Below are 20974 nucleotides of genomic sequence, written 5' to 3'. Positions count from 1 at the left end.
CCCTATTCTCCCCACCAGGAAGGGATTCAGGTATGATGTCCCAATCTTTGGGAAAGTTGGTGCTTTTGGGATGACAACCGACGATGAACGTGTCCTTGTGGGAGTGCTGGACCGCGCCTTTGATGCCGACTCGCTCTTTGCCACGCTCCTCAACGATACCCAGCGCCGGGCACGGGCAGCCACAACCCTCCATCAGTCGGCGATTCGCTACGCCAATCGCTACGGAGTCGCCGATAGTGCCGAGGCGAACCGGGGGCTCGCACTCTGGCTCCCGCCAGGGGGCGAGCACCTCACCTTTCCACGAATGCTGCGAACCGGTTTTGGCGGGCTCGCACTGGAGCTCGGAGGAGCGCTTCCGGGCCTGCTGAGAATCGACAGTGCCCTCACCGCGATGCACAAAGTACACGCACCGGAGAAACACTGGTACCTTTTTTTCCTCGCTGTCGATCCCGCCTTTCACGGCCAAGGGATCGGGGGAGAGCTCCTCAAGCAGGGGATCGCCCGCGCCGAGGCGCAAGGCGTCCCCATCTACCTAGAGACCCAGGCCGAGGAGAATGTCCGCTTCTATACCCGCCGCGGCTTCGTGGTCAAAGAGGAGCGTGAGATCCTGCCAGGCTTTACCAACTGGTCGCTCAAGCACGGATAAACTGGATGTTTTTGAGTGTCAGCGACGCAGCCTGACCGTCCTGCGGTGCCTTACCACGAAAGAGCCAGAAATTGACATGAAGTGGCATTGCCGCCTGGGAGAGCTCGCCCGCAAACTCCCACTCATGAAGCTTGCCTGCCTGGTCACCCAGCCGGCGGTGGCCCGTATAGCTTGAGAAGATCAGCCGATCCGCGCGGCGGACGATGCGGTGGGTGGACAGCTCGCTGGTCACGTTGAGAGGGAAGGGGTGGGTCGTGGCGGGCTTGCCTAGGGTAGTGGGGCAGACCGTGTAGTTGCCACAGGGCTTGGTGCGCTCCCCCCAGCGCGCAAACTCAATGTCGAGCTCATGGGTGCCGTCGGGGCCGATCTCAGGCGTGGGGTAGGGGAAGAACCCAAAGACAAGCTGGGGATCGAGCAGCTCGGGGTGCCCGACGAGCTGAAACTGGTAGGTCCCAAGCCCAAGGCGCTCGATCGTAGTCAGCTCCGCACAGGTCCAGGCTCCGTCGCGCAGGGCCACCTCCAGCTGGAGAGCGCCGCTCGGAAGGAGAGACACGTTGCGCCTGTCAAAGCGATTCGGCCCCGGTCCGGCCAGCCCCGCCGACTGCCGCACTTCCCAGAGAAAATTTGCGAACTTTAAGCGCTCCATTGGGGCTATAATAGCATCATGAAGTTGTCCTTGCTTGCTGCTATGGTTCCGATGGTTGGTTTGGTGGGGCTGGCGCTCGCTCAGTCCAGTCCCGAGATAAAGGCGCTCACCCCGGCGCAGTCCCAGCACTTTGAGGCGCGTGTTCGCCCCGTGCTGGTGGCCAAGTGTGGGCTCTGCCATAGCGGTCAGTCGCCCCAGGCGGGGCTGGACCTGACCAAACCGCTCTCCCTGGCCAAGGCACAAGAAGCGCTGCGCCGGATGCAAGGCGTAGGGGGCAAGCCCATCATGCCGCCGAGCGGCAAGCTGGCTGACTCAGAGATCGTGGGGATCGCGCAGTGGGTTCAGGAAGGGGCGAGTTGGCCCCAAACCACGGCGAAGACCCCGACGGTCTCTGTGGGGAAGCACTGGTCGTTTATCTCCCCCAAGCGCCCGCTGGAGCCGCCCGTGGAGAAGAGCGGGATCGATGCGTTTGTCCTTGGGGCGCTGGCGAAGAACGGGATTACCCCTGCCCCCCGTGCCGATAAGCGGACACTCCTGCGGCGCGTGAGCTTCGATCTAATCGGCCTGCCCCCGACCCAAGAGCAGATGTCGGCGTTTCTGGCGGATAGCTCGCCGGCGGCCTTCGCGAAACAGGTAGATCGCTTGCTCGCCTCCAAGCAGTTCGGGGAGCGCTGGGGGCGGCACTGGCTGGATGTGGCGCGCTATGCCGACTCCAACGGACTGGATGAGAACACGGCCCACGCGCAGGCATGGCGCTACCGGGACTGGGTGATCGAGGCACTGAACCGGGACCTACCCTACGATGAGTTTATCCGTCAGCAGCTCGCCGGCGACCTGATGCTCACCGGCAACGACAGCGAGGACGCGGGGCGGCTCACGGCGACGGGCTATCTTGTGCTGGGGCCGAAGGTGCTGGCCGAGCCGGACAAAGAGAAGATGGTGATGGACATTGTCGATGAGCAGATCGACGTGGTCACCAAGTCCGTGATCGGGCTGACCGTGGCGTGTGCGCGCTGCCACGACCATAAGTTCGACCCGATTGCGACGAAAGACTACTACGCCCTCGCGGGGATCTTTAAGTCGACCCGCACGATGGAGACCCTCAACACGGTCGCGCGCTGGTACGAGCGGCCGCTCTCCAGCCCAACCCTGAAGGCGGAGCTGGCAACCTACCAGCAGTCGCTCGGTCCCGCCCTCCAAGCCGTCGACGAGGCCAAGAAGCAGCTCGACGGTGCACTCAACGGTAATGGTAAGGCCCTGCTGGCCGATGCATCGGCGTTTAACCGTGGCGAGCGCTTGGGCAAGGAGCAGTACGGCCCTAAGTCGATCAATAGCAACGGCTCCCCGACCTTTGCGGAGTGGGACTTCTCGGTTCCGACAGCGGGGCGCTACAAGGTCTACCTGCGCTACGCCGCCGAGGAGTCGCGGCCCGTGGTGCTTACGGTCGCGGGAAAGAACCTTGGGAAGAAGATCGCGGCGAGCACGACAGGCGGCTGGCAAGAAGAGGACCAGCGCTGGGAGTCTGCGGGCGTGCAGCAGCTTGAGGCCGGTCTCTGCACCGTGCGGATCGAGCGAAACGGGGCTATCCCGCACTTTAGCCGGATCGCCCTCGTGCCCATGGGCAAGACCGATCTGGATCTTGCCGGAGCCGAGAAGGCCCTCAAGACCGCGCAAGATACGCTCAAGGCGCTGGAGGCCAAGAAGCCCAGCCCGCCCATGGTGATGTGTGTCACCGAGAACACCAAGATCGAGGATGTCAAGGTGCACATCCGCGGCGACACCCAGACTCTGGGCGACCTGGTCCCGCGCGGGTTTCCATCGGTGCTCTGTGGTGGCACGCGCCAGCCGCTGGAGCAGCCCAAGTCGAGCGGGCGCAAGGAGCTTGCGTACTGGCTCACCCGCCCGGATCACCCGCTGACGTCCCGTGTGGCGGTGAACCGTGTCTGGCAGAAGCTCTTTGGCGAGGGCCTTGTCGGGACCGCCGATAACTGGGGACTGCGCGGCGATAAGCCGTCGAATCCCCAGCTCCTCGACTACCTCGCGACCTCGTTTGTCACCGACGATGGCTGGAGCATGAAGAAGCTGATCCGCCGGATTGTCCTCTCGGACACCTACCAGCAGGCCAGCCGCTACACCGACCCCGTGGGGCAGAAGAAGGATATCGAGAACAAGCTGGTCTGGCGTCAGAACCGCCGCCGCCTGGATGCCGAGCCGCTCCGCGATAGCCTGCTCTACGTGGCGGGGACCCTGGACACGACCATGGGCGGCTCTCTGCTGGGAAGCAAGGACTACGACTATGTCACCAACGACCAGTCGGCCAACAAAGCCCAGTACGATGCGCCGCGCCGTGCGATCTACCTGCCCGTGATCCGAAACGCGGTCTACGACTTCTTTGGGACCTTCGACTTCGGCGATCCCAGCATGGTCAATGCCAAGCGAACCCCGACCACGGTCTCGCCCCAGGCACTCTATCTGCTCAATAGTCCTCTGGTGATGGCCCAGGCCCAGGCCTTTGCCAAGTCCCTCACCGGCGACGACGATGCAAAGATTCGTCAGGCCTACGAGCGCGCCTTCCAGCGCCTCCCGTTGCCGGGGGAGCTTGCGACCGCGCGACGCTTCCTCAATCGGGCGGCACAAGTTGTCCCCACCGAGCGTGCTTGGGCCGCCTGGTGCCAGACTCTGCTGGCTGCCAATGAGTTTCTCTATGTCGATTAGCAAAAGGAACGAAAGTGCAAGATAAATCTATCTCCCGACGCGATGCCCTCAAGCTCGCCCAGCTCGGAACCCTCCTCGGTGCGGGTCTCTGTATCTCGGAGAGTGCCGAAGCCGCTCCACAGGACGGTGCGACAAAATTGGGCAGGCAGAGCCTGGTTCAGATGAAGGAGAACCGCCTCACGGTCAAGCTCAATGTGGGCAACCAGCTGGCGCTCCTCGAGAGCCCAGAGATTCCTCGTAGCGTCCTCGAAAAGATCGCGGGGGACAATACCGTGATGTTCACTTGGAAATGTATGCGGACCGCTCCCGGCGGGAAACCTGAGACGCTCTACTCCGATACGATCCAGATCAAGTGGCAGCGAGTCTAGACGCCGCGTTTACCCTGACCCGGCAGAGCCCGTTTTCCTACACCTGCCGCCAGTGTAACCGCTGCTGCTACGAGAAACGCATCCCGCTCAACCCCTACGAGATCATCCGGCTTGCTCAGGTAGTGGGGGTCTCGACCGGCGTGTTTCTGGAGCGCTTCACGGAGGAGGGGACAGCTCTCGCGGTTCGGGAGAGGCCGGGGCAGCCCTGTGTCTTTCTGGGGGAGAAGGGCTGCACGGTCCATGCCGGACGACCCGCCGCCTGTCGGCTCTATCCCCTTGGGCGCATGGTGCGGAGCACGGGGGAGGAGCGCTTCTGCGAGGTCCAGCCCCATCCCGAGTCGGAGGGGGACTACGGCTTGTCGGGGACGGTTGGAGAGTACTTGGAGGCGCAAGAGGTCGAGTCGTTTTTTCGCGCGGCGGAGCTCTACTACCAGGTCTTCCAGCGGGTCCAGAGCCTGCTGGCAACCGCTCACGCCGACGACGAGCCGGGGGAGGTTGCCTGGGACGTGCTAACCCTGCTAGACGCCGACCAGTGTATCGCCGACAGGGGGTGGGTGGTTCCCAACGACCCGGAGGAGAAGATGTTGCTCCACATTGCCTCGCTCAATCGCTGGTTGGACACGCTGGTTGAGGTAAAATAGCGGGTACATGAGGCTCAATCCGGCGGAGACCAGCGCCAGTAGTTTAAGTAGCACCCGGCAAGGGCGAAGTGAGTGGCCCGATGCCGTGGCCTATCGCGAGGCGATCCAAAGCCCAGGACTCAGCCTGGGGGACCCCCTCCTCACAGGTGCAAAGGTCGCCGAGAACCGGCAGGGGCTCCCGATTGCCTACACGGGGCGCTTTGCCGTGGTCTTTCGGCTGCGCGGCCACGATGGTGCCGACTGGGCGCTGCGCTGCTTCACCACCCCCCAAGACGGCTACGGGATCACGCGGGGGACGCGCTACCGCCTGCTTGCGACAAAGATCGCCGCACTCGATGATGTCTTTGTTCCGTTCCGGTTTGTAGAGAGTGGGATTCGGATCGCGGGCAAGTGGTACCCGACTATCGCGATGCAGTGGGCGCAGGGGACACCCCTGGGACGCTGGGTCGAGGAGAACCGAGAGAAGCCAGAGCGCCTGCGTCGCCTTGCCGAGGAGCTTGGGGCACTCCTCCAGCGCCTTGAGGCGGCGGGCATGGCACACGGCGACTGGCAGCACGACAACCTCCTGATCTCACCCGACGGCACACAAGTCACCCTGGTGGACTATGACGGGATGTTTGTGCCCGGTCTGGAGGGCTATCCCTCGCCCGAGCTGGGACACCCCAACTACCAGCACCCGGAGCGCCAGGTCCAGCACTTTGGAGTCGGCCTAGATCGCTTCGCCTGCCTAGTGATGCAGACTGCACTACTCGCTCTTGCCCGAAATCCCGCGCTCTGGGTACAGTTTGGCGACGGCGAGAGCCTGCTCTTCAAGGCCTCCGATCTGCGTGATCCGGCGGGCTCTCCGGTCTTTGCCGCGCTCCGTGCCCAAGCGGAGCTCGACCGCGATGAAGCCTTGGCCGACTCCCTCGCCCGCCTGCAAGATGCCCTCGCGCATGGGCCGGACTCAACCCTGCTCCCGGTGATCTCGACGCAAGAGCCCCAGCCACTGCCCGCCGAGCTTGTCGGCCCGCCCGAGCCTAGTGCCCAAGAGCGGCTGGAAAAGGCCGACAACCTAGACTGGATTCGGACCTACAGTGAGGTGGTGACCCATGACAAGTGGTGGCAGGCCGGTACCAGCTTCCGGCCGGGAGGCCAGCGTCAAGCGCAAAAAGATGTCTTCCGCTACCTGATCCTCCTCAACGAGCAGTCCCACCAGACAAAAGAAGCAACAAACTTGATGTGGACGCGGGTGGCGATTGCCTCGGTGCTTCTCCTGGTGCTGGCCCTTGCCCAGACGGCACTGGGGCCGTGGTTCCCCCTGGTCTTTCTGATGTGGGTGGCGTCTGCGGGGTACCTGGGCTACAGCAACTGGCCCCAGCGTAAGATCCTCGATGAGCTTGAGGCAGAGATCGCCAAGATGAACCAGCTGGCCGCCGAGCGCAGGGACCGAGTCGCCACGCGCAACCGCGGAGCCTCTCCCCAAGCCCTCCAGGCGGCACAGGGCGCCCAAGCCGACTATGTCGCCGAGAAGCTGCGCCAGGTGCCGATCAACCGGGTCATCACGATCCATGGCATGCCGGTCAACACCAAGCGTGAGCTGGCGTCTGCCGGGATTACCAACGCCCTAGAGCTCTCTCGTCGCACGACCCTCCCCGGCATTCCCCAGCACCAGATCACCACGCTCCAGACCTGGTGCCGCGAGATGGAGAAAGAGTTCGAGGACGAGTGGCGCAAGTACAATGCGTCGGCCAAGAATGTCTCCGCCGATGTCCAGCGCCTGGAGATGGAGGTCGCCGAGTTCACCCGTGAGGCCAATCGGCTGGAGCGTGAGCGAGAGCAGTTTCCAGAGACGAATCTTCGCGCGTACCTGAAGAAGCTACTTCCGTTCCTCAAGCTATAACCAATTTTGTCTACAGTACCGATACTGTTACAAATGCGAGTGCTTCTTGACCGGTTTGGGCTCCTCGTTGCCTTTTTGATCAGCATCCTTCTCCTATGGTGGGGGGCAGCTCCTTGGTTGACCTACCACGATAGCGGAGAGTTTGCCCTCGCGGCGGAGTCGGGGGGGATTCCACACGCACCGGGCGCTCCCACCTACTGTTTCCTTGCTTGGGGATTTGTTGCTCTCGGTCAGCGACTGTTTCCCTTGTGGGAGGCGGCGTACTTGACAAATCTCTTCAGCGGTCTCTGGGGAGCCTTGACAATCACCACCACGATCGCCCTAGCCCGCCTCGGGAGCCGGCAGCTGTTTGGAGACCGCCGTGGTGACCACCTTCCTCTGCTGCTGGTGCCCGCACAACTCTTAGGCTCTTCCACCTTTGTCGAGCAGTCCTGTATCACCGAGCAGTACACGCTTCAGACCGCTCTCTGGATGGGGGTGCTCCTTGTCCTGACCAAGATCGCGCTCCAAGGCAAGCACCGGCTAGGCCTGGTACTTGGGGGGCTGATCGGGCTTGCGATCGGCAACCACCCTAGCCAGATAATCTTGATCCCCTTGCTCGGACTAGCGGTCTATCTTGTTCCCCGAACGCGACGAGTCAAGAGCGCGGGGGAGGGGATTCTGGGGCTCCTGCTCGGGCTCTTGATCTTCTTGTACATTCCCCTGCGCTCACGGGTGGATCCGACGATCGACTTTGGGAATGCGGATACCTTTGAGCGCTTTCTTCGGGTGGTTCTACGCGAGCAGTGGCAGCAGCGTCCCCTGAGCGCCGCACCGTCTGGCTTTGTTCAGGAGTGGTTGCAGAGCTACGACTTCTGGGGACAGCTTGGTCCTCTCGGGTTCCTGCTTGCTGTGCTAGGCGGGGTTGTCTTGTGGCAAAGGTATCGTCCTCTCTTGGGGCTGCTCCTGGGACTAGGGGGCATCTACACAGGCGGTCTTCTCTGGGCACACCTCCACCAGGCCGGAATCGATCTGATGTATCTCCGCGACTATGGGGTCAAAGACTGGCACCTGCCCCTCTACACATTTGCGGTACTCCTGGCCTGCTTTGGTGCGGAAGGGTGTGCCCGCCGGTTCGCTGAAAAGGGACGGCTTGTGGTGACTCTCTTGTCTGTGGGTCTCGTCGTTTGGGGAGCACTTCAGGCCGTGACAAGCCACTCACTCCGACACTTCACCGCGCCCCAGCAGTTTCTCACCGATACCCTTGCTCCCTTGCCAAAGGATGCTCTGATAATCGCATCAAGCGACAACCTGACTCTGATGCTTGGCTATGCGGCCTACACGAAGACGGGGCCGTCGGCGCTCTCTCCTGCGCACTCCCGTTTCCGGGTGTTGAGCAACCCTTCCTTAGTGACAATGGAGCGCGTGCTCTCCGAAGGCGGCGAGGGCGCTTGGAACACGCAGGCACAGTCGGACTACCTGGTTCGCTTGACCACGGAAGCCCCACCCTTTCATGCTCCGATCTTCACGCCGGGCCAGCCGCTCCCGAGGATATTTATCGAGTACTACGCCGGATACCCTCGTGCTTCCCAGTACCTACGTCCTGCCGGTTGGCTCTTTGAGGTAAGTGAGGCACCGGTCTCCGACGAGGAGATTCGTCTGGCGGAGAAGAACCTCCAGCTCGAGCATCCTGAGCTCCTCAAGGAAGCAACGGGCAAGGAACACCGGCTGGAGCGTGAGATGCGTGGGCTTGTCCACCAGAGCCGTGGTGCCTTTTTCTACGAACGTCGGCTCTGGCCCGAGGCGGCGGAGGCACTGCGCCTCTCCTGCACCTACCTGAGCCGCTCGGGGCGGACGTGGTACTGCTTAGGGACGAGCTATGAGAACCTCGGGAGGCTCCCCGAGGCTCGTAGCGCCTATCTGGAAGCCATTGAAGTCGAGCCTACGCTTGAGGGGCCGCGCCTGGCGTTGGGGGTTTTGCTCGCTCAGAGTGGGCAGCTGGAGGCCGCAAAGGAGCTCTTTGCCCAGGAGCTTGCCCTCAGTCCCAAGAACGAAGCGGCGCGTGCCAACTTGCAGCTGGTGACGCGTCAGCTTGGTTCACGGTAGACTGCATCGCGTGAGTGTCGAGTCCTTCCTTGCCTACCTGCGTGCCGAGCGTGGCCTTGCGGAGAACACCCTGCTTGCCTACCAGCGGGATCTGGCGCAGTGGGAGAGCACCGGTCTGCCCTTAACCTCTAGTGGGATCGAGCAGTACCTGGCACAGCTCCAGAGACAGGGGCGGGCTGGGGCCAGTGTCGCCCGCAAACGCGCCGCGCTCTCGTCGTACTGCCGCTTTCTTGCACGAGAGGGGGTCCTGGAGAGCAACCCCGTTCTGGGAATCGACACCCCGACACGCCCTGAGCGCAAGCTCCCCCATACACTGACTACCGAGCAGCTCCTCGCCCTGCTTCGCGTCCCGGACCGGACGACCCCGCAGGGGCAGCGTGATGCAGCACTGTTGGAGCTGCTCTACGCGGGGGGACTGCGTCTCTCTGAGGCAGTCGGGCTGTGCTGGGGGGATGTGAGCGAGGAGCGGGGCACGCTCTTGGTGCGGGGCAAGGGAGATAAAGAGCGCCAGGTGCCCCTGGCTGCCGTCGTCTTTGAGAGCCTGGCACGCCTTCGGCCCGAGCGAGCCAAGCCCACGGACCGGGTCTTTGGGGGAGCGGGCCGCACGACCCTCTGGCGGGCCGTGAAGGACAATGTCATGGCCGCGGGGCTCGGCGACCGCCCGTCGCCACACTGGCTTCGGCATAGCTTTGCTACCCATCTCCTAAACCACGGTGCCGACCTGCGGGTGATCCAGGAGCTCCTGGGGCATGCCCGGATTGCGACGACCCAGATCTACACGCATGTCGCCACAGAAAATCTTCGGCGTGCCTACCGCGCAAGCCATCCCCGCGCTTGATAAATCTCGAAAAGGCGGTATACTACTCTTCGCACCTCGTCGGGGCGTGGCTCAGCTTGGTAGAGCGCGACATTTGGGATGTTGAGGTCGCAGGTTCGAATCCTGTCGCCCCGATACCAACAAGACGAGGACGCACCCAGTTTGCGGGCGTAGCTTAATGGTAAAGCTCCTGCCTTCCAAGCAGATAACGGGGGTTCGATTCCCCCCGCCCGCTCTTCCCCTCCGCAAACCTATCTCCTCCGCGACGAGCTAGATCTTCGTTTTGCTTTTGCAGCGGCTGCCTTCTTGGCTCTTTCTTGTTCCGCCTTGATCTTAATCTGTTGTAGCGTATGCTGGCGCACTTTATCGTGCTTGAAGGCCGCGTTGATCCCGATCACGGTCATCGTGAACAAGACGATCAGGGAGCAGATGACGATGGGAACGGTACTTTTTGCGGTGGTGTACCACGGAGCTGCGCTCGCCCCGCCAGGCATAACATCAACCGACCCTGCTGTCAGGGCAAGGCTACACTGCCGACAGGTGAGCCGATGGGACTCATTGATATGGCCGCAACGAGAGCAGGATTTTGTACCATACGTACCGTTCACTTACTTTCTCTATATCGGTAATCTTACGAAAAACCGACAGGAATATAGTGTGTTTCTCTATCTTCGGATCACCTTACCGGCCCGTGCGCCCGTCGGGACACCATCTCGCCAGGTGATCTCCCCAGAAACCAGGACGACACGAACGCCCGTGGCGAGCGCATGGGGGGCGACAAAGGTCGCGTTTTCCTGGATCGCCGTGGGGGAGAACACGGTAATATCGGCGATTGCCCCCGGTACGAGTCGCCCCCGGTTGGTCCATCCCAGGCGCTGGGCCGGGAGGCTGGTCATGCGCCGGAGCGCCTCAGGCAGAGAGAGCAGGCCCTTCTCCTTGACATAGCGCTCCAGGATTCGGGCAAAGGTGCCGTAGGAGCGCGGGTGCGGCCGATGGGCCTCGGCAGAGGGCGCATGGGGGTTCATCGCCACGGAGTCCGAGCCGATCATGACCCGGGGATCGGAGAGGACATGGGCGACATCTTGCTCACTCATGGCGAAGTGGGCGGCGCTTACCCAGCCTGTGCCCTCCGAGAGGAGCGAGAGGATAAAGTCACGCGGGTCGCAGGCGGCTTCGGCGGCGAGGTGCGTGATGCTCTTTCCCACGAACGCTGCGGTCGGGCAGGAGGCGATCTCAACGGAGTCCCAGGAGATTCCCCCCGAGCGCTCTAGCTCGCCCATCCACTCGCGGGCGCGAGCGCGGAGGTCGGGGTCCCGGAGCTTGACCGCAAGGTCCTCCGGGTTGCCCGCATTCGCCCAGGTCGGGAGGGCGATCACCGCGAGGCTGGTCTGGTAGGCGGTGTAGGGATACTGGTCGAGGAGGATATCCACCCCCCGCGCCTGGGCAGCGTCCACCTGGGCAAGTGTGGAGAGCACTTTACCCCAGTTGCGCCGGCGCTCGGCCTTGTGGTGCGAGAGCTGGAGCGGTAGCCCTGCTCCCTCCGCGACCGCGATCGCCTCTGCGACCGACTCCTCCAGGAGATCGCCTTCATCGCGGAGATGGGTGGCGTAGAACCCCTCGGCCGCAGCCACGACCTTCGCGAGTGCGGTGAGCTCCGCCACGTCGGCGTAGCTGCCCGGGACATACTCCAGCCCCGACGATAGCCCGATCGCGCCGGCATCGAGGGCACGCTCTAGCTCGTGCTGCATCGCCCGGAGCTCGGTCTCCGAGGGCGCGCGCTGGTCCATACCCATGACACGCTTCCGTAGGCTCCCGTGCCCCGCGAGGGTGGTGACATTGATCGCCATCCCGCTCTCCTCGACGCGCTGGAGAAAGCCGCCCAGATCACTCCAGCTAAGGGCACCTCCGGCCTGCTCCAGCCAGCGGCGCTCCAAAGAGAACTCGGGGGCGGAGGTCGCGAGCCCAAGGGAGATTCCACAGTTCCCGACCACCTCGCTGGTCACGCCTTGGGCTAGTGACGACTCCATCCCAGGGGTAAAGAGCACCGAGACATCGGAGTGGGTGTGGATATCGATAAAGCCGGGGGAGACAACCTGCCCCGTGACATCGAGTGTCTGGCGGGTCTCGCGCGCGCCGAGCTCGCCGATTGCCGTAATTCTGTCACCAACAATGCCGATATCGGCACGGACAAGCGGAGAGCCTAGGCCATCCGCGACTAAACCACCAGAGAGAATCAGATCGAAGGGGAGGGTCACAGGCGCTATTGTACCTGCTTGGGCACTCCCGGCGTGCGCCGTAGAAAAGGCCGCTCAAACGCGAGATGGAAGAGCCAGCAGAGCCCCAGGGTCACGGGAAGGACCGTACAGAGCACAAAGGGAAAGGCCTGCATCGGGGCCGCGACAATCAGGGGGATCGCCGCCGTAAGGCCTAAGGCAAGGAGGGGATCGTGGAGCAGATAGATACTGTAGGAAAAGCTCCCCAAAAGGACGAGGTAGCGGCTACCCAGGAGCGTGAAGAGCCCACGAAAGGGGACCGACTGCACCCTACGCGCACCGAGAAGCAGTACGGCGACGGTCGCGCTTCCCAGGAGCAGGTCGAGCGAGATCAGGAGCACGTGCCCCTGCCAAGCAAGCCGCGGCCAGGGGAAGCTATCGCGCCAGATCGTGATCTCAGCGCCGCCCGAGAGGAGCACCAGCACGCTGGCAATCACGGACAGTGCAGTGGTCGAGAGCAGCGGTGGGCGGGCGAGCCACTCCGCCGCGAGCATGCCCTGCACAAACAGAAGCAAGAACCACGGGCTTGTCCCACCGAGGCGCAAGAGCATGGCCACTGCCACGACTAGACCGGCTACGGCCACCACCGCGAGCCTACCCCACGACCGGCGCACCGGGAGCAAGAGGAGCGCAAAGACAAAGTAGATCTGCCACTCCAGCGCGATACTCCAGAACGGCCCATTGATGGCGATCGACCAGCGTGGGGTCCAGTTCTGGACAAGGAGCACATGCCCGACCAGGCTCTCCCACTCCCGGGAGTGGGGAGGTAGGATCACAGGCCACACAATCCCTAGCAGAAGGCTGAGGGCCATCGCGGCATAGTAGGCAGGGAGGATCCGGCGGGCACGGCGTAGAAGGAAGCCCCCCTCGCCCCCCACGAGCGCCAAGCCGTCGCGCTGGGCAATGGGGAGCATCAGGCAGAAACCGGAGAGAACAATAAAGATCGCCACGGCGGCGTGGCCAAACTTGAGTAGGTGGAACCACGGGGGAAGGCTGCTCGCCTCGGCGGTCGCGACAAACCGGGTCCAGATATGGTTCAAAACCACATAAAATGCCGTCAAGCCACGAATGCCATCGACAAAAGGATAGTGTTTCTGCGGCTCCGTGGTGGTCATACTGGCTTCATTATCGGACAGTGGCTTGGGAACAGCGAGGGCAAGCGTGCCGTACAATAAGCGAAGGAAAGGAAACTTCAACTATGCGTTTCTCGTTTGTCGCGCCGGCTCTGACCATGGCGCTGGCGTTTTCACTGGTCTCTTCGGCCCATGCGGAGCTAAAGCTGGGGGATGCTGCTCCCGCGCTCAAGCTCAGCAAGTGGGTCAAGGGCACCCCGGTCACGTCGCTGGCTAAGGGGAAGGTCCATGTGGTGGAGTTCTGGGCGACCTGGTGTGGCCCGTGTAAAGTGAGCATCCCGCACCTGACCGAGCTGGCAAAGAAGTTCCAGAGCAAGGCGGACTTTCTGGGGGTGAGCATCAACGAGGGAAGCCCGGACTACCAGGCCAAGGTCGCCAAGTTCGTCAAGGACATGGGGGCGAAGATGAACTACAATGTCGCCATTGACACGGCGTCCCAGCGTGGCTTTATGAGTACCAACTGGATGGATGCCGCCGGCCAGAACGGAATCCCGACCGCCTTTATTATCGACAAGGCGGGCAAGGTAGCCTGGATCGGGCACCCGATGGAGATGGAGGAGCCGCTCACCAAGATTACGGCGGGTAAATGGGACCTCGCGGCCGAGAAGAAGCGCATGGACGCGGAGCAGGCGGCGGAGAAGAAGATGCAGTCGTTTGCGCAGAAGTTCAACCCGCTCATGCTGGAGGGCAACCTCGACGAGGCGTTTAAGCTTCTCGATCAGGCAGTCGCGGATACCCCGGCGCTGGGACCGCAGGTGGCACAGTCGCTCAATCAGATCGCCTGGATGATCGCGGAGGGCAAGCAGCCTGTCCCTGAGCAGCTCGCCAAGCTGAAGGACAAGACTCTGCCCCTGGCCCAGAAAGCGGTCGATCTGACCAAGGGCAACGATGGCATGATCCTCGATACCCTGGCCTTCGTGCACTACAAGGCCGGCAATGTCAAGGAAGCGCTCGCGCTCCAGATCAAGGCGCTGAGCAAACTCCCCGCCGGAGTCGATGCCGCCACCAAGAAAGAGATGCAAGAGCGCCTCGACCTCTACAAGAGCAAGGGCTAGTCTCTGTTTGGGTTGGCTTCCCGAGCCGGAGCGCACCTGCGCTCCGGCTCGCTGACTTTTTAGGTGTTCTGGGCGATTGTCCAGTGGACGCCGCTTGGGTCCCGGAAAACGAAGTCCCGCATCGCCCAGGGCTGATCGACCAGCGCACCGAGCTGAGTGCCAAAGCGCTCCGCAAGCTTTTGTTCGCTCAGGTGCGCATGCCAGTCGTCGACACTCTCCACGAGCAAGTGCATCGCCAGGTTCTCTGCGAGCTCCTTGACGTAGCCGTTTTGGAGCAGAAAACTGGTGTTTCCACAGACCATGTACGCAAGGTCGTCATCGCTGTAGCCAACCGTAAAGCCGACTGCCTCATAGAATGCCTTGGAGAGGGCAAAGTCCTGCGCGGGGATAAAGGCTTTTATCTCGACGGGAGTCAGGTTCATTTAAATGACTTCTCCTTTAGTGCGCCAATAGGACGGCAGATACAAACGCTTTTTTGCTTCATGGTCGCACTATACCAGAGGCCGGAAACAAAAAGCAAACAGGAACCCTGCGGGGAAGAAAGGCGTATACTAGGCAAATGGCCTTCTCCTGGAAGCGAGCCCGGCGGGTGGGGAAACTTCGCCAGCACCGCGATGTGCGGGAGGACATGCTTCGGATGGGGCGCTACGCTCCCGCTCCGATCCAGAACAGCGCCGCCCCCGCCCGCTTCTGCCCCCACGACTGGACAACCCTCTGGGGCGCGTCGGCGCTGGGCTACGCCCGAATCGTCAAGCGTTTTCTGGAGAGCCATGCCCCCATCAATGCCCGAGACCCGTGGGGCCGAACCGCGCTCTGGTGGGCTGTGGACGAGCACCGAGGGGAGATCGCGGAGCGCCTGCTCGCACACGGAGCCGACCCTGACTGTCGGGATGAGCGGGGGATCGGGCCGCTCCACCTGGCGATTCGACGGGGAGACCTCGCTCTCGTGGCACTGCTCCTGAGCCATGGTGCCCGACCCGACGGTGAGGGGGAGAGTGATCGGCCCACCCCGCTGATGTGGGCGGTTCGCCAGGGAGACGCTGACCTGACCGAGCGGCTCTTGCGAGCGGGGGCATCGGTGCACGCGCGGGACAGGTGGGGGCACACGCCGATCTTCTATGTCCAGGGCCGAAGCGCTTCCCATACGCTTCCACTCCTCCTGGAGGCGGGAGCCCGGCCTGACGAGCGCGCTGGCGACCATGATACGGTCCTCCACCGCGCCCTGCGCGCCGGTGACGAGCGACTCTGGAAGGCACTTGTCCCGGCCGATGACCGCTCCGATTATCTCGGACTCCGGGGCCGCACCGACGACACCCTCCTCCATGCGGCTGCTGAGGGAGGCAACCCCAAGCTGGTCGCGGAGCTCCTCGACGAGGGAAGCCTGCTCAATGGGCGCAATGCCTTTGGGCACACGCCGCTGCTGATCGCACTGACTGCGGAGAACCTGCGGATCACGACGCTGCTGACCCAGGCCGGGGCGACAGTCGGCTTTCTGGAAGCGATTGCGATGGGGGATGCCGCGCGCACCGCCGAGCTGTGGCCGCGTCCCGGCACACTCCTCGATGCACCAATCTCCGGTCAGGAGACTCCCCTGATGGGTGCGATTGCAAGGGGCCGCGCCGAGCTGGTCGAGCGCTTGCTCACCGTGGGGGCCTCGCCCAATGCCGGGACTGCTGTCTTGGGAACCCCACTGGATGTCGCCGTACTCACCGACCAGCCGGAGCTGGCACGGCTGCTCCTGGCCCGGGGTGCCGATCCGAGCCTCCTGCGGCATGTTTCGTCGGAGGAGCTGCGCGCTCTGCTTGGCGAGGTGCCCGATGCGCTTCCCCTCCAGCAAGCGCGGCTTGAGCACACACGCGCCGATACGGTGGCGCTCTACGAAGCGGCGGTGCATGGCGACGAAGCCCTGCGCTTCCTTCTCCTCTGCGGCGCAGAGCTTGACCTGACGGATGCCCAGGGAGACACTGCGCTCGTCCTTGCGGCCCGCGATGGAGATGTCCCGGCGGTGCAACGCCTCCTCACCTTTGGAGCCGACCCACGCGGTGCGCTTGCCGCCGCGCAGGAGGCGCGGCGGGTCGCGGTTGTCTCGCTCCTGGCCTTTGCGGAGCCGCAGGGGAGCCCCGACGACGACCGCTGAGAGATTCGATACACTGTAGGTCGATGCAACGATCTCTCACTCCTGCCGAGGGCGAGCGCTACGCCCGCCATGTCCTCCTCCCTGAGCTCGGGGTAAGCGGCCAGCTACGGCTCGCCGAGGCGACTGTCGCGGTGGTTGGGGCGGGCGGACTGGGCTGCCCCGTGCTCCAGTACCTTGTCGCGGCCGGTGTGGGGACCGTGCGGGTGATCGACAACGATGTGGTGGATCGGTCCAACTTGCAGCGGCAGGTCCTCTACACCGACGCCGATGTGGGCAGGCTCAAGGCAGAGGTGGCAGCAGACCGGCTCCGCGCCCAGAACCCGCTGGTTAGAGTCGAGGCCCACGCCGTGCGCTTGACCGCGGCCAATGCGCCCGAGCTCCTCACCGGCAGTGACGTGATTGTCAATGGGGCCGATAACTTCCCCACGCGCTATCTTGTCAGCGATGCGAGCGTCCTGCTTGGGATTCCCCATGTTCATGGCGCGATCCATCGGTTCGAGGGCGAGGTGAGTGTCTTTCTGCCGGGGGGGGCGTGCTACCGCTGCCTCCACCCCCAGCCGCCCGCGCCGGGAACCGTGCCCTCGTGCAGTGAGGCGGGGGTCCTAGGGGTTCTCCCTGGCCTTGTCGGAGTGCTCCAGGCCACCGAGACACTCAAGCTCCTGGTTGGGCTGGGGCTTCCGCTTGTGGGGCGCTTGCTCCTGATCGATGCCCTGACCCTGCGCTTTCGGGAGCTCCGGCTCGCTCGAAACCCCGCTTGTGCCGCTTGTGGCGATGTTCCTCGTATCCACGCGCTTGTGGATCTGGCTGGGGTACAATGCGACCTAGGAGTAACTTCAATGCGTGAGATAACGCCCACGGAGCTAAAAGCCAAGCTCGACCGTGGGGATGACTTTCTTTTGATCGATGTTCGCGAGCCCAATGAGTTCGAGCTTTGCCGGATTCCGACGGCACAGCTGATTCCCTTGGGAACCATCCCACAGCGGATGGGCGAGCTGGACCCGGATGCGGAGATCGTGGTGCAGTGCCGCAGTGGTAAGCGCAGTGCCGATGCCCTGATGTTTCTCCAGGCAAATGGCTTCACCAACCTGACTAACCTCAAGGGGGGCATCCTTGCCTGGGCCGATGAGGTCGATCCGACCATCACCAAGTACTAGGCACTACAGATAGAGCCGGGCCATCGGGCGCCAGTAGCGGGGACGGTGCGCTTCACCGTCCCAGATCGCGAACTGGTGCGCGATGGCCTTCTCATTGAGGAGCGAGGCGAGGCGCTCGTTGTTAGGAAAGAAGGCATCGTCGCGGCCAATGGTGAAGACAATCTCTAGCCGCCGTAGCTGCGCCAGGAGCACCTCATCGGTGAGGTTGGCCAGAAAGTGCGTGGGCGTGTTGAAGTAGATGGTCTCGTCGTAGTGCCCATCAAAGAGCCCCCGAAATGAGCCGACAGACTCCGTCAGGTCGTAGCGCCCGGAGAAGGCGACCACACGATTGACCGTTTGCGGATGGCGTAGCGCCAGGTTCATGGCATGGAACGCCCCGAGGCTACAGCCGTGTGCCACCAAGGTTGGGTGCTCGTTTCGCTCCTGAGTGAAGGGGATCACTTCGTCCAAGACATAGCGCTCGTAGTCGAGGTGGCGGCGCATCCGATCCTCGGGGCGTGCCCAGTTGGCGTAGAGGGACTGTCGGTCGATGCTATCGAGGCAGTAGAGCTGGAGCTCGCCCGCCTCGATCTTTTGCCCCAGTGCGGCGACCATGCGCCAGTCCTCGTAGTCGAAGAAGCGGCCATCGCGGGTGGGAAAGACCAGCACCCGAGCCCCCGCGTGCCCAAAGACCAGTAGCTCCAGCTCCTGGCTGAGCGCGGGACTGTGCCAGGTATGGTACTCACGATTCACCGAAAGAGCCGCACCTGATGAACCGCGAGAAGCTGTGTCCAGAGCGCGTAGCCCGCCGCGCTAAGATGGATGCCATCGTCGCACCAGAGCTCCGCCCGCGGCTTGCCGTCGCTGTCCACCATCGAGGCGTAGACATCGACGAACTGGCTCTGGGGGCGCGATGGAATCAGCGTGGCGATCCGGGCGTTGGCTTGGCGAATCTTCTCCAAGATCGGGGCACGGGCAGGCGAGGGCTTGATCGAGAGAAACACAAAGGGGGTCTCACCCAGCCGGTCGCGGACCATGGCATGGAGCCAGAAGAACGAGTCCACCACCTGATCGACCGAGGCACCGTCCCCTAGGTCGTTCTCTCCGGCATAGACAACCAGCGAGCGGAGCGGGCCGTGCTCTTTGATCACGCGCCCCGGCAGCCGGTCGAAGTAGTGCACGCAGGCTGCCAGAGTCGAGCCCCCAAAGCCCAGGTTGAGGATCGGGGGATGGGGGGCTTCGGTAAGGGGAGCGATATCGCTCTGGAGCGTGGTCCAGAGCCGCACCGATGAGCTCCCGTAAAAGACGATACTATTGGAGCCAGCCAGGCGGGTGCGCGGCTCTAGGAGACGAACTTCGGGTTCAAAATATTCCACCACTGCCTATTGTAGCCGCTAGAGCCCCCTTAACGTTTAAGAGTTTGAATTGGCGGTAGAATGCCCCATGCGACGTTTTCTCTTCCTTGCGGTGACCTCGGCGTTTCTTGTCACCGCGTTTGGGTACTCCAAAGACACCACGCAGGCTCCACAGGTGCCCCTGCCGCAGATCGACCAAGCCGCCTACGTGGGCTCCGAGAAGTGCGCTCCGTGTCACCAGAGCTACTTCGACAGCTGGAAGGGCTCGCCGCACAACAAGATGATCCGCCCCGCAGTCGCCGAGGGGCCGGGGAAGACCATTCTCGCCGACTTTAGCAAGCCCGACCCGACCCGGCCGTTTGAGCTGAAGGACGTGAAGTGGGTGATTGGGCACCGCTGGAAGCAACGTTTTATCGGCGTGGTCAACGGCGAGGAAGTGGTCTTTCCGGCGCAGTGGAGCATCCAGGAGAAGAAGTGGCAGGCCTACACGGGAAAATCAGACTGGTGGTATCCCCAGCACCCGGACTGGAAGACACGCTCCAACTTCAAGCTCTGCGCGGGCTGCCATAGCACCGGAGTCGATCCCAAGACCCAGACCTGGACCGAGCTCAATATCACCTGCGAGAGCTGCCACGGCCCGGGTAAAGCCCACGCTGCGCAGCCGACCAAGGAGAATGTGGTCAATCCCGCGCGCCTCAGCACCGAGCGCTCACTGGATGTCTGCCTCGCCTGCCACCAGGCGGGAAAGCCCAAGGGCACCAACGACTACGCCTGGGCAGTCGGCTACGAGCCCGGCAAGACTCTTACCAACTACTGGCAGGGCTTCGAGCCGGAGCCGGGCAAGCAGACCGCGGAGTTCTGGGCCAATGGGACGGCACACAAGAACCGGGTGCAGGGCAACACCTACACGCACAGCGTCATGCACGCCCGCGGCCTCCAGTGCTCCAACTGCCACGATGCCCATGGCTCCCGAAATACGTCGATGACCATCAAGTCCGCCAGTACGAATGCGCTCTGCAGCTCGTGCCACGGGCCGGGCAAGAGTGTCGGGCCGGAGGTCAAGAGTATCACGGAGCACACACACCACGCGCCGCTGAGTACGGGGAGCCAGTGTATCGGCTGCCACATGGCCAACCTGGGCGAGAACTCGGTCGGGGCGGAGGCGCGGGACCACACCTTTCGCTTTATCTCCCCAAGTGTCTCGCTCGATGGCAAGACTCCCAATAGCTGCAACACCTGCCACAAAGACAAGTCCGTGGAGTGGGCGCTGGACTCCGTGAAGAAGTGGTACCCGAAGGTAAAGTGATGGCAAAGACACTCATCGTGGCTACTGTCTGCCTGCGCGCCGAGTGCGATGTGGCGGCGAACCGTGCGACTTTCCTGCGCTACCTCCACGCGGCAAAAGCCCAGGGCGCGGAGCTCGTGCTCTTTCCCGAGGTGGCGCTCCAGCAGAACCCTGGCTGGGGCTATATCTCACACGTCCCCACCGACAGGGAGAAAGACTACGTCCGGCGCACCGCCGAGCCCATCCCCGGCCCGAGCTGCGACTGGCTGACGGAGCAAGCAGAGGCGCTAAATCTTCATGTGATCTTTGGCATGACCGAGCTTGGCCCCGACAGTAAGCTCTATAACACCAGTGTCTTTCTCGGCCCCGGCGGGATTCTTGCTCGCTACCGCAAGCACCGGCTCTGGGACGAAGAGACGGGCGGCAATGAGCACTGTTTCTGGAGCTACGGTGACCAGGCGGGGCTTGTGGTCGAGAGCCCGTGGGGGAAGCTGGGGATGATGATCTGTGTCGAGATGTCCCACGGCTACGGCAAGCACCTTGCCGAAGCCGGGGCACAAATCATCGCGACGGTCTCCGCTTGGACCGGCGACCACGGCTGGCTCTTCGAGGAGTACGCCGCACAGAACGCGATTGAGTCCGGCTGCTGGCATCTTGTTGCCAACCAAGGCGGCACGGTCGGCCAGACCTGGGACTACGGCCACAGCCGCATCGTCGCCCCCGACGGTACCCTGGTCGCGAGCACGGGCAAGGACGAAGGCATGGTCGTGGCGACGATTACGTTGACAGACTAAGGCAAACAT

18 protein-coding genes and 2 tRNA genes are annotated in these 20974 nt (G+C 63.1%); 14 read left to right on the top strand and 6 right to left on the bottom strand.

Features of this window, described 5'->3' with window-relative positions; genetic code table 11:
• Positions 1-70 precede the first annotated feature (70 nt).
• On the top strand, positions 71-646 hold the full coding sequence (locus tag HNQ39_RS20070) for a GNAT family N-acetyltransferase (protein ID WP_184200901.1): 576 nt from the start codon (positions 71-73) through the stop codon (positions 644-646).
• On the opposite strand, the gene HNQ39_RS20065 is transcribed toward HNQ39_RS20070, so the two are convergent.
• The gene (locus HNQ39_RS20065) at positions 633-1292 is read right to left on the bottom strand and encodes a glycoside hydrolase family 16 protein (protein WP_184200898.1); all 660 of its coding nucleotides are present in this window, start codon (positions 1290-1292) and stop codon (positions 633-635) included. The two genes, HNQ39_RS20070 and HNQ39_RS20065, sit on opposite strands and share 14 nt — an antisense overlap.
• Before the next feature lie 18 nt (positions 1293-1310).
• Between HNQ39_RS20065 and HNQ39_RS20060 the strand changes: the two genes are divergently transcribed.
• From HNQ39_RS20060 to HNQ39_RS20025, 8 genes are all read left to right on the top strand, one after another.
• Positions 1311-4007 carry a DUF1553 domain-containing protein gene (locus tag HNQ39_RS20060; protein ID WP_184200895.1) on the top strand — a complete coding sequence of 899 codons (2697 nt, stop codon included), beginning with the start codon at positions 1311-1313 and terminating at the stop codon, positions 4005-4007.
• Positions 4008-4021: 14 nt separating this feature from the next.
• Complete coding sequence (locus tag HNQ39_RS20055) at positions 4022-4375, top strand: hypothetical protein (RefSeq protein WP_184200892.1); 354 nt, start codon at positions 4022-4024, stop codon at positions 4373-4375.
• The gene (locus HNQ39_RS20050; RefSeq protein WP_184200889.1) at positions 4360-5016 is read left to right on the top strand and encodes a YkgJ family cysteine cluster protein; all 657 of its coding nucleotides are present in this window, start codon (positions 4360-4362) and stop codon (positions 5014-5016) included. The genes HNQ39_RS20055 and HNQ39_RS20050 overlap by 16 nt, the downstream gene beginning before the upstream one ends.
• Positions 5017-5023: 7 nt before the next feature.
• The gene (locus HNQ39_RS20045) at positions 5024-6898 is read left to right on the top strand and encodes a protein kinase family protein (RefSeq protein WP_184200886.1); all 1875 of its coding nucleotides are present in this window, start codon (positions 5024-5026) and stop codon (positions 6896-6898) included.
• A gap of 33 nt (positions 6899-6931) precedes the next feature.
• The gene (locus HNQ39_RS20040) at positions 6932-8983 is read left to right on the top strand and encodes a protein O-mannosyl-transferase family (RefSeq protein ID WP_184200883.1); all 2052 of its coding nucleotides are present in this window, start codon (positions 6932-6934) and stop codon (positions 8981-8983) included.
• 10 nt (positions 8984-8993) lie between these two features.
• Positions 8994-9821 (top strand): tyrosine-type recombinase/integrase, encoded by an 828-nt coding sequence (locus HNQ39_RS20035; protein ID WP_221290145.1) that lies wholly within the window; start codon positions 8994-8996, stop codon positions 9819-9821.
• A 40-nt stretch (positions 9822-9861) separates the two neighbouring features.
• A tRNA-Pro gene (locus tag HNQ39_RS20030) sits at positions 9862-9935 on the top strand.
• Positions 9936-9964: 29 nt separating this feature from the next.
• Positions 9965-10035, top strand: a tRNA-Gly gene (locus HNQ39_RS20025).
• A gap of 430 nt (positions 10036-10465) precedes the next feature.
• Here the strand turns inward: HNQ39_RS20025 and HNQ39_RS20020 are convergent.
• Both HNQ39_RS20020 and HNQ39_RS20015 read right to left on the bottom strand, forming a co-directional pair.
• Positions 10466-12055: an amidohydrolase family protein gene (locus HNQ39_RS20020; protein ID WP_184200877.1), complete on the bottom strand. Its 1590-nt coding sequence runs from the start codon at positions 12053-12055 to the stop codon at positions 10466-10468.
• A gap of 5 nt (positions 12056-12060) precedes the next feature.
• Positions 12061-13188 (bottom strand): acyltransferase family protein, encoded by a 1128-nt coding sequence (locus tag HNQ39_RS20015; protein WP_184200874.1) that lies wholly within the window; start codon positions 13186-13188, stop codon positions 12061-12063.
• Between the two features lie 83 nt (positions 13189-13271).
• Here HNQ39_RS20015 and HNQ39_RS20010 point away from each other — a divergent pair, with 83 nt between their 5' ends.
• On the top strand, positions 13272-14261 hold the full coding sequence (locus HNQ39_RS20010; protein ID WP_184200871.1) for a TlpA family protein disulfide reductase: 990 nt from the start codon (positions 13272-13274) through the stop codon (positions 14259-14261).
• A 59-nt stretch (positions 14262-14320) separates the two neighbouring features.
• On the opposite strand, the gene HNQ39_RS20005 is transcribed toward HNQ39_RS20010, so the two are convergent.
• On the bottom strand, positions 14321-14683 hold the full coding sequence (locus HNQ39_RS20005; protein WP_184200867.1) for a VOC family protein: 363 nt from the start codon (positions 14681-14683) through the stop codon (positions 14321-14323).
• Between the two features lie 137 nt (positions 14684-14820).
• On the opposite strand from HNQ39_RS20005, the gene HNQ39_RS20000 reads away from it, so the two are divergent.
• Together HNQ39_RS20000 and moeB are read left to right on the top strand one after the other, a co-directional pair.
• The gene (locus HNQ39_RS20000; RefSeq protein ID WP_184200864.1) at positions 14821-16398 is read left to right on the top strand and encodes an ankyrin repeat domain-containing protein; all 1578 of its coding nucleotides are present in this window, start codon (positions 14821-14823) and stop codon (positions 16396-16398) included.
• 23 nt (positions 16399-16421) lie between these two features.
• Positions 16422-17552 carry a molybdopterin-synthase adenylyltransferase MoeB gene (gene moeB, locus HNQ39_RS19995; RefSeq protein WP_184200861.1) on the top strand — a complete coding sequence of 377 codons (1131 nt, stop codon included), beginning with the start codon at positions 16422-16424 and terminating at the stop codon, positions 17550-17552.
• A gap of 3 nt (positions 17553-17555) precedes the next feature.
• Here the strand turns inward: moeB and HNQ39_RS19990 are convergent, their stop codons facing one another.
• Positions 17556-18284, bottom strand: a complete 729-nt coding sequence (locus tag HNQ39_RS19990; RefSeq protein WP_184200858.1) for an alpha/beta hydrolase-fold protein — start codon at positions 18282-18284, stop codon at positions 17556-17558.
• Positions 18281-18907 (bottom strand): GDSL-type esterase/lipase family protein, encoded by a 627-nt coding sequence (locus HNQ39_RS19985; RefSeq protein WP_184200855.1) that lies wholly within the window; start codon positions 18905-18907, stop codon positions 18281-18283. Before HNQ39_RS19985 ends, HNQ39_RS19990 begins: the two co-directional genes overlap by 4 nt.
• 67 nt (positions 18908-18974) lie before the next feature.
• Here HNQ39_RS19985 and HNQ39_RS19980 point away from each other — a divergent pair, with 67 nt between their 5' ends.
• The gene (locus tag HNQ39_RS19980; RefSeq protein WP_184200852.1) at positions 18975-20192 is read left to right on the top strand and encodes a cytochrome c3 family protein; all 1218 of its coding nucleotides are present in this window, start codon (positions 18975-18977) and stop codon (positions 20190-20192) included.
• The gene (locus HNQ39_RS19975; RefSeq protein ID WP_184200847.1) at positions 20192-20965 is read left to right on the top strand and encodes a carbon-nitrogen hydrolase family protein; all 774 of its coding nucleotides are present in this window, start codon (positions 20192-20194) and stop codon (positions 20963-20965) included. Before HNQ39_RS19980 ends, HNQ39_RS19975 begins: the two co-directional genes overlap by 1 nt.
• Positions 20966-20974 lie beyond the last annotated feature (9 nt).

The organism is Armatimonas rosea (genome assembly GCF_014202505.1).
GTDB classification, from domain to species: Bacteria; Armatimonadota; Armatimonadia; order Armatimonadales; family Armatimonadaceae; genus Armatimonas; species Armatimonas rosea.
Note: the sequence above shows the minus strand (reverse complement) of the source record. Positions and strands in the feature narration are given on the sequence as shown.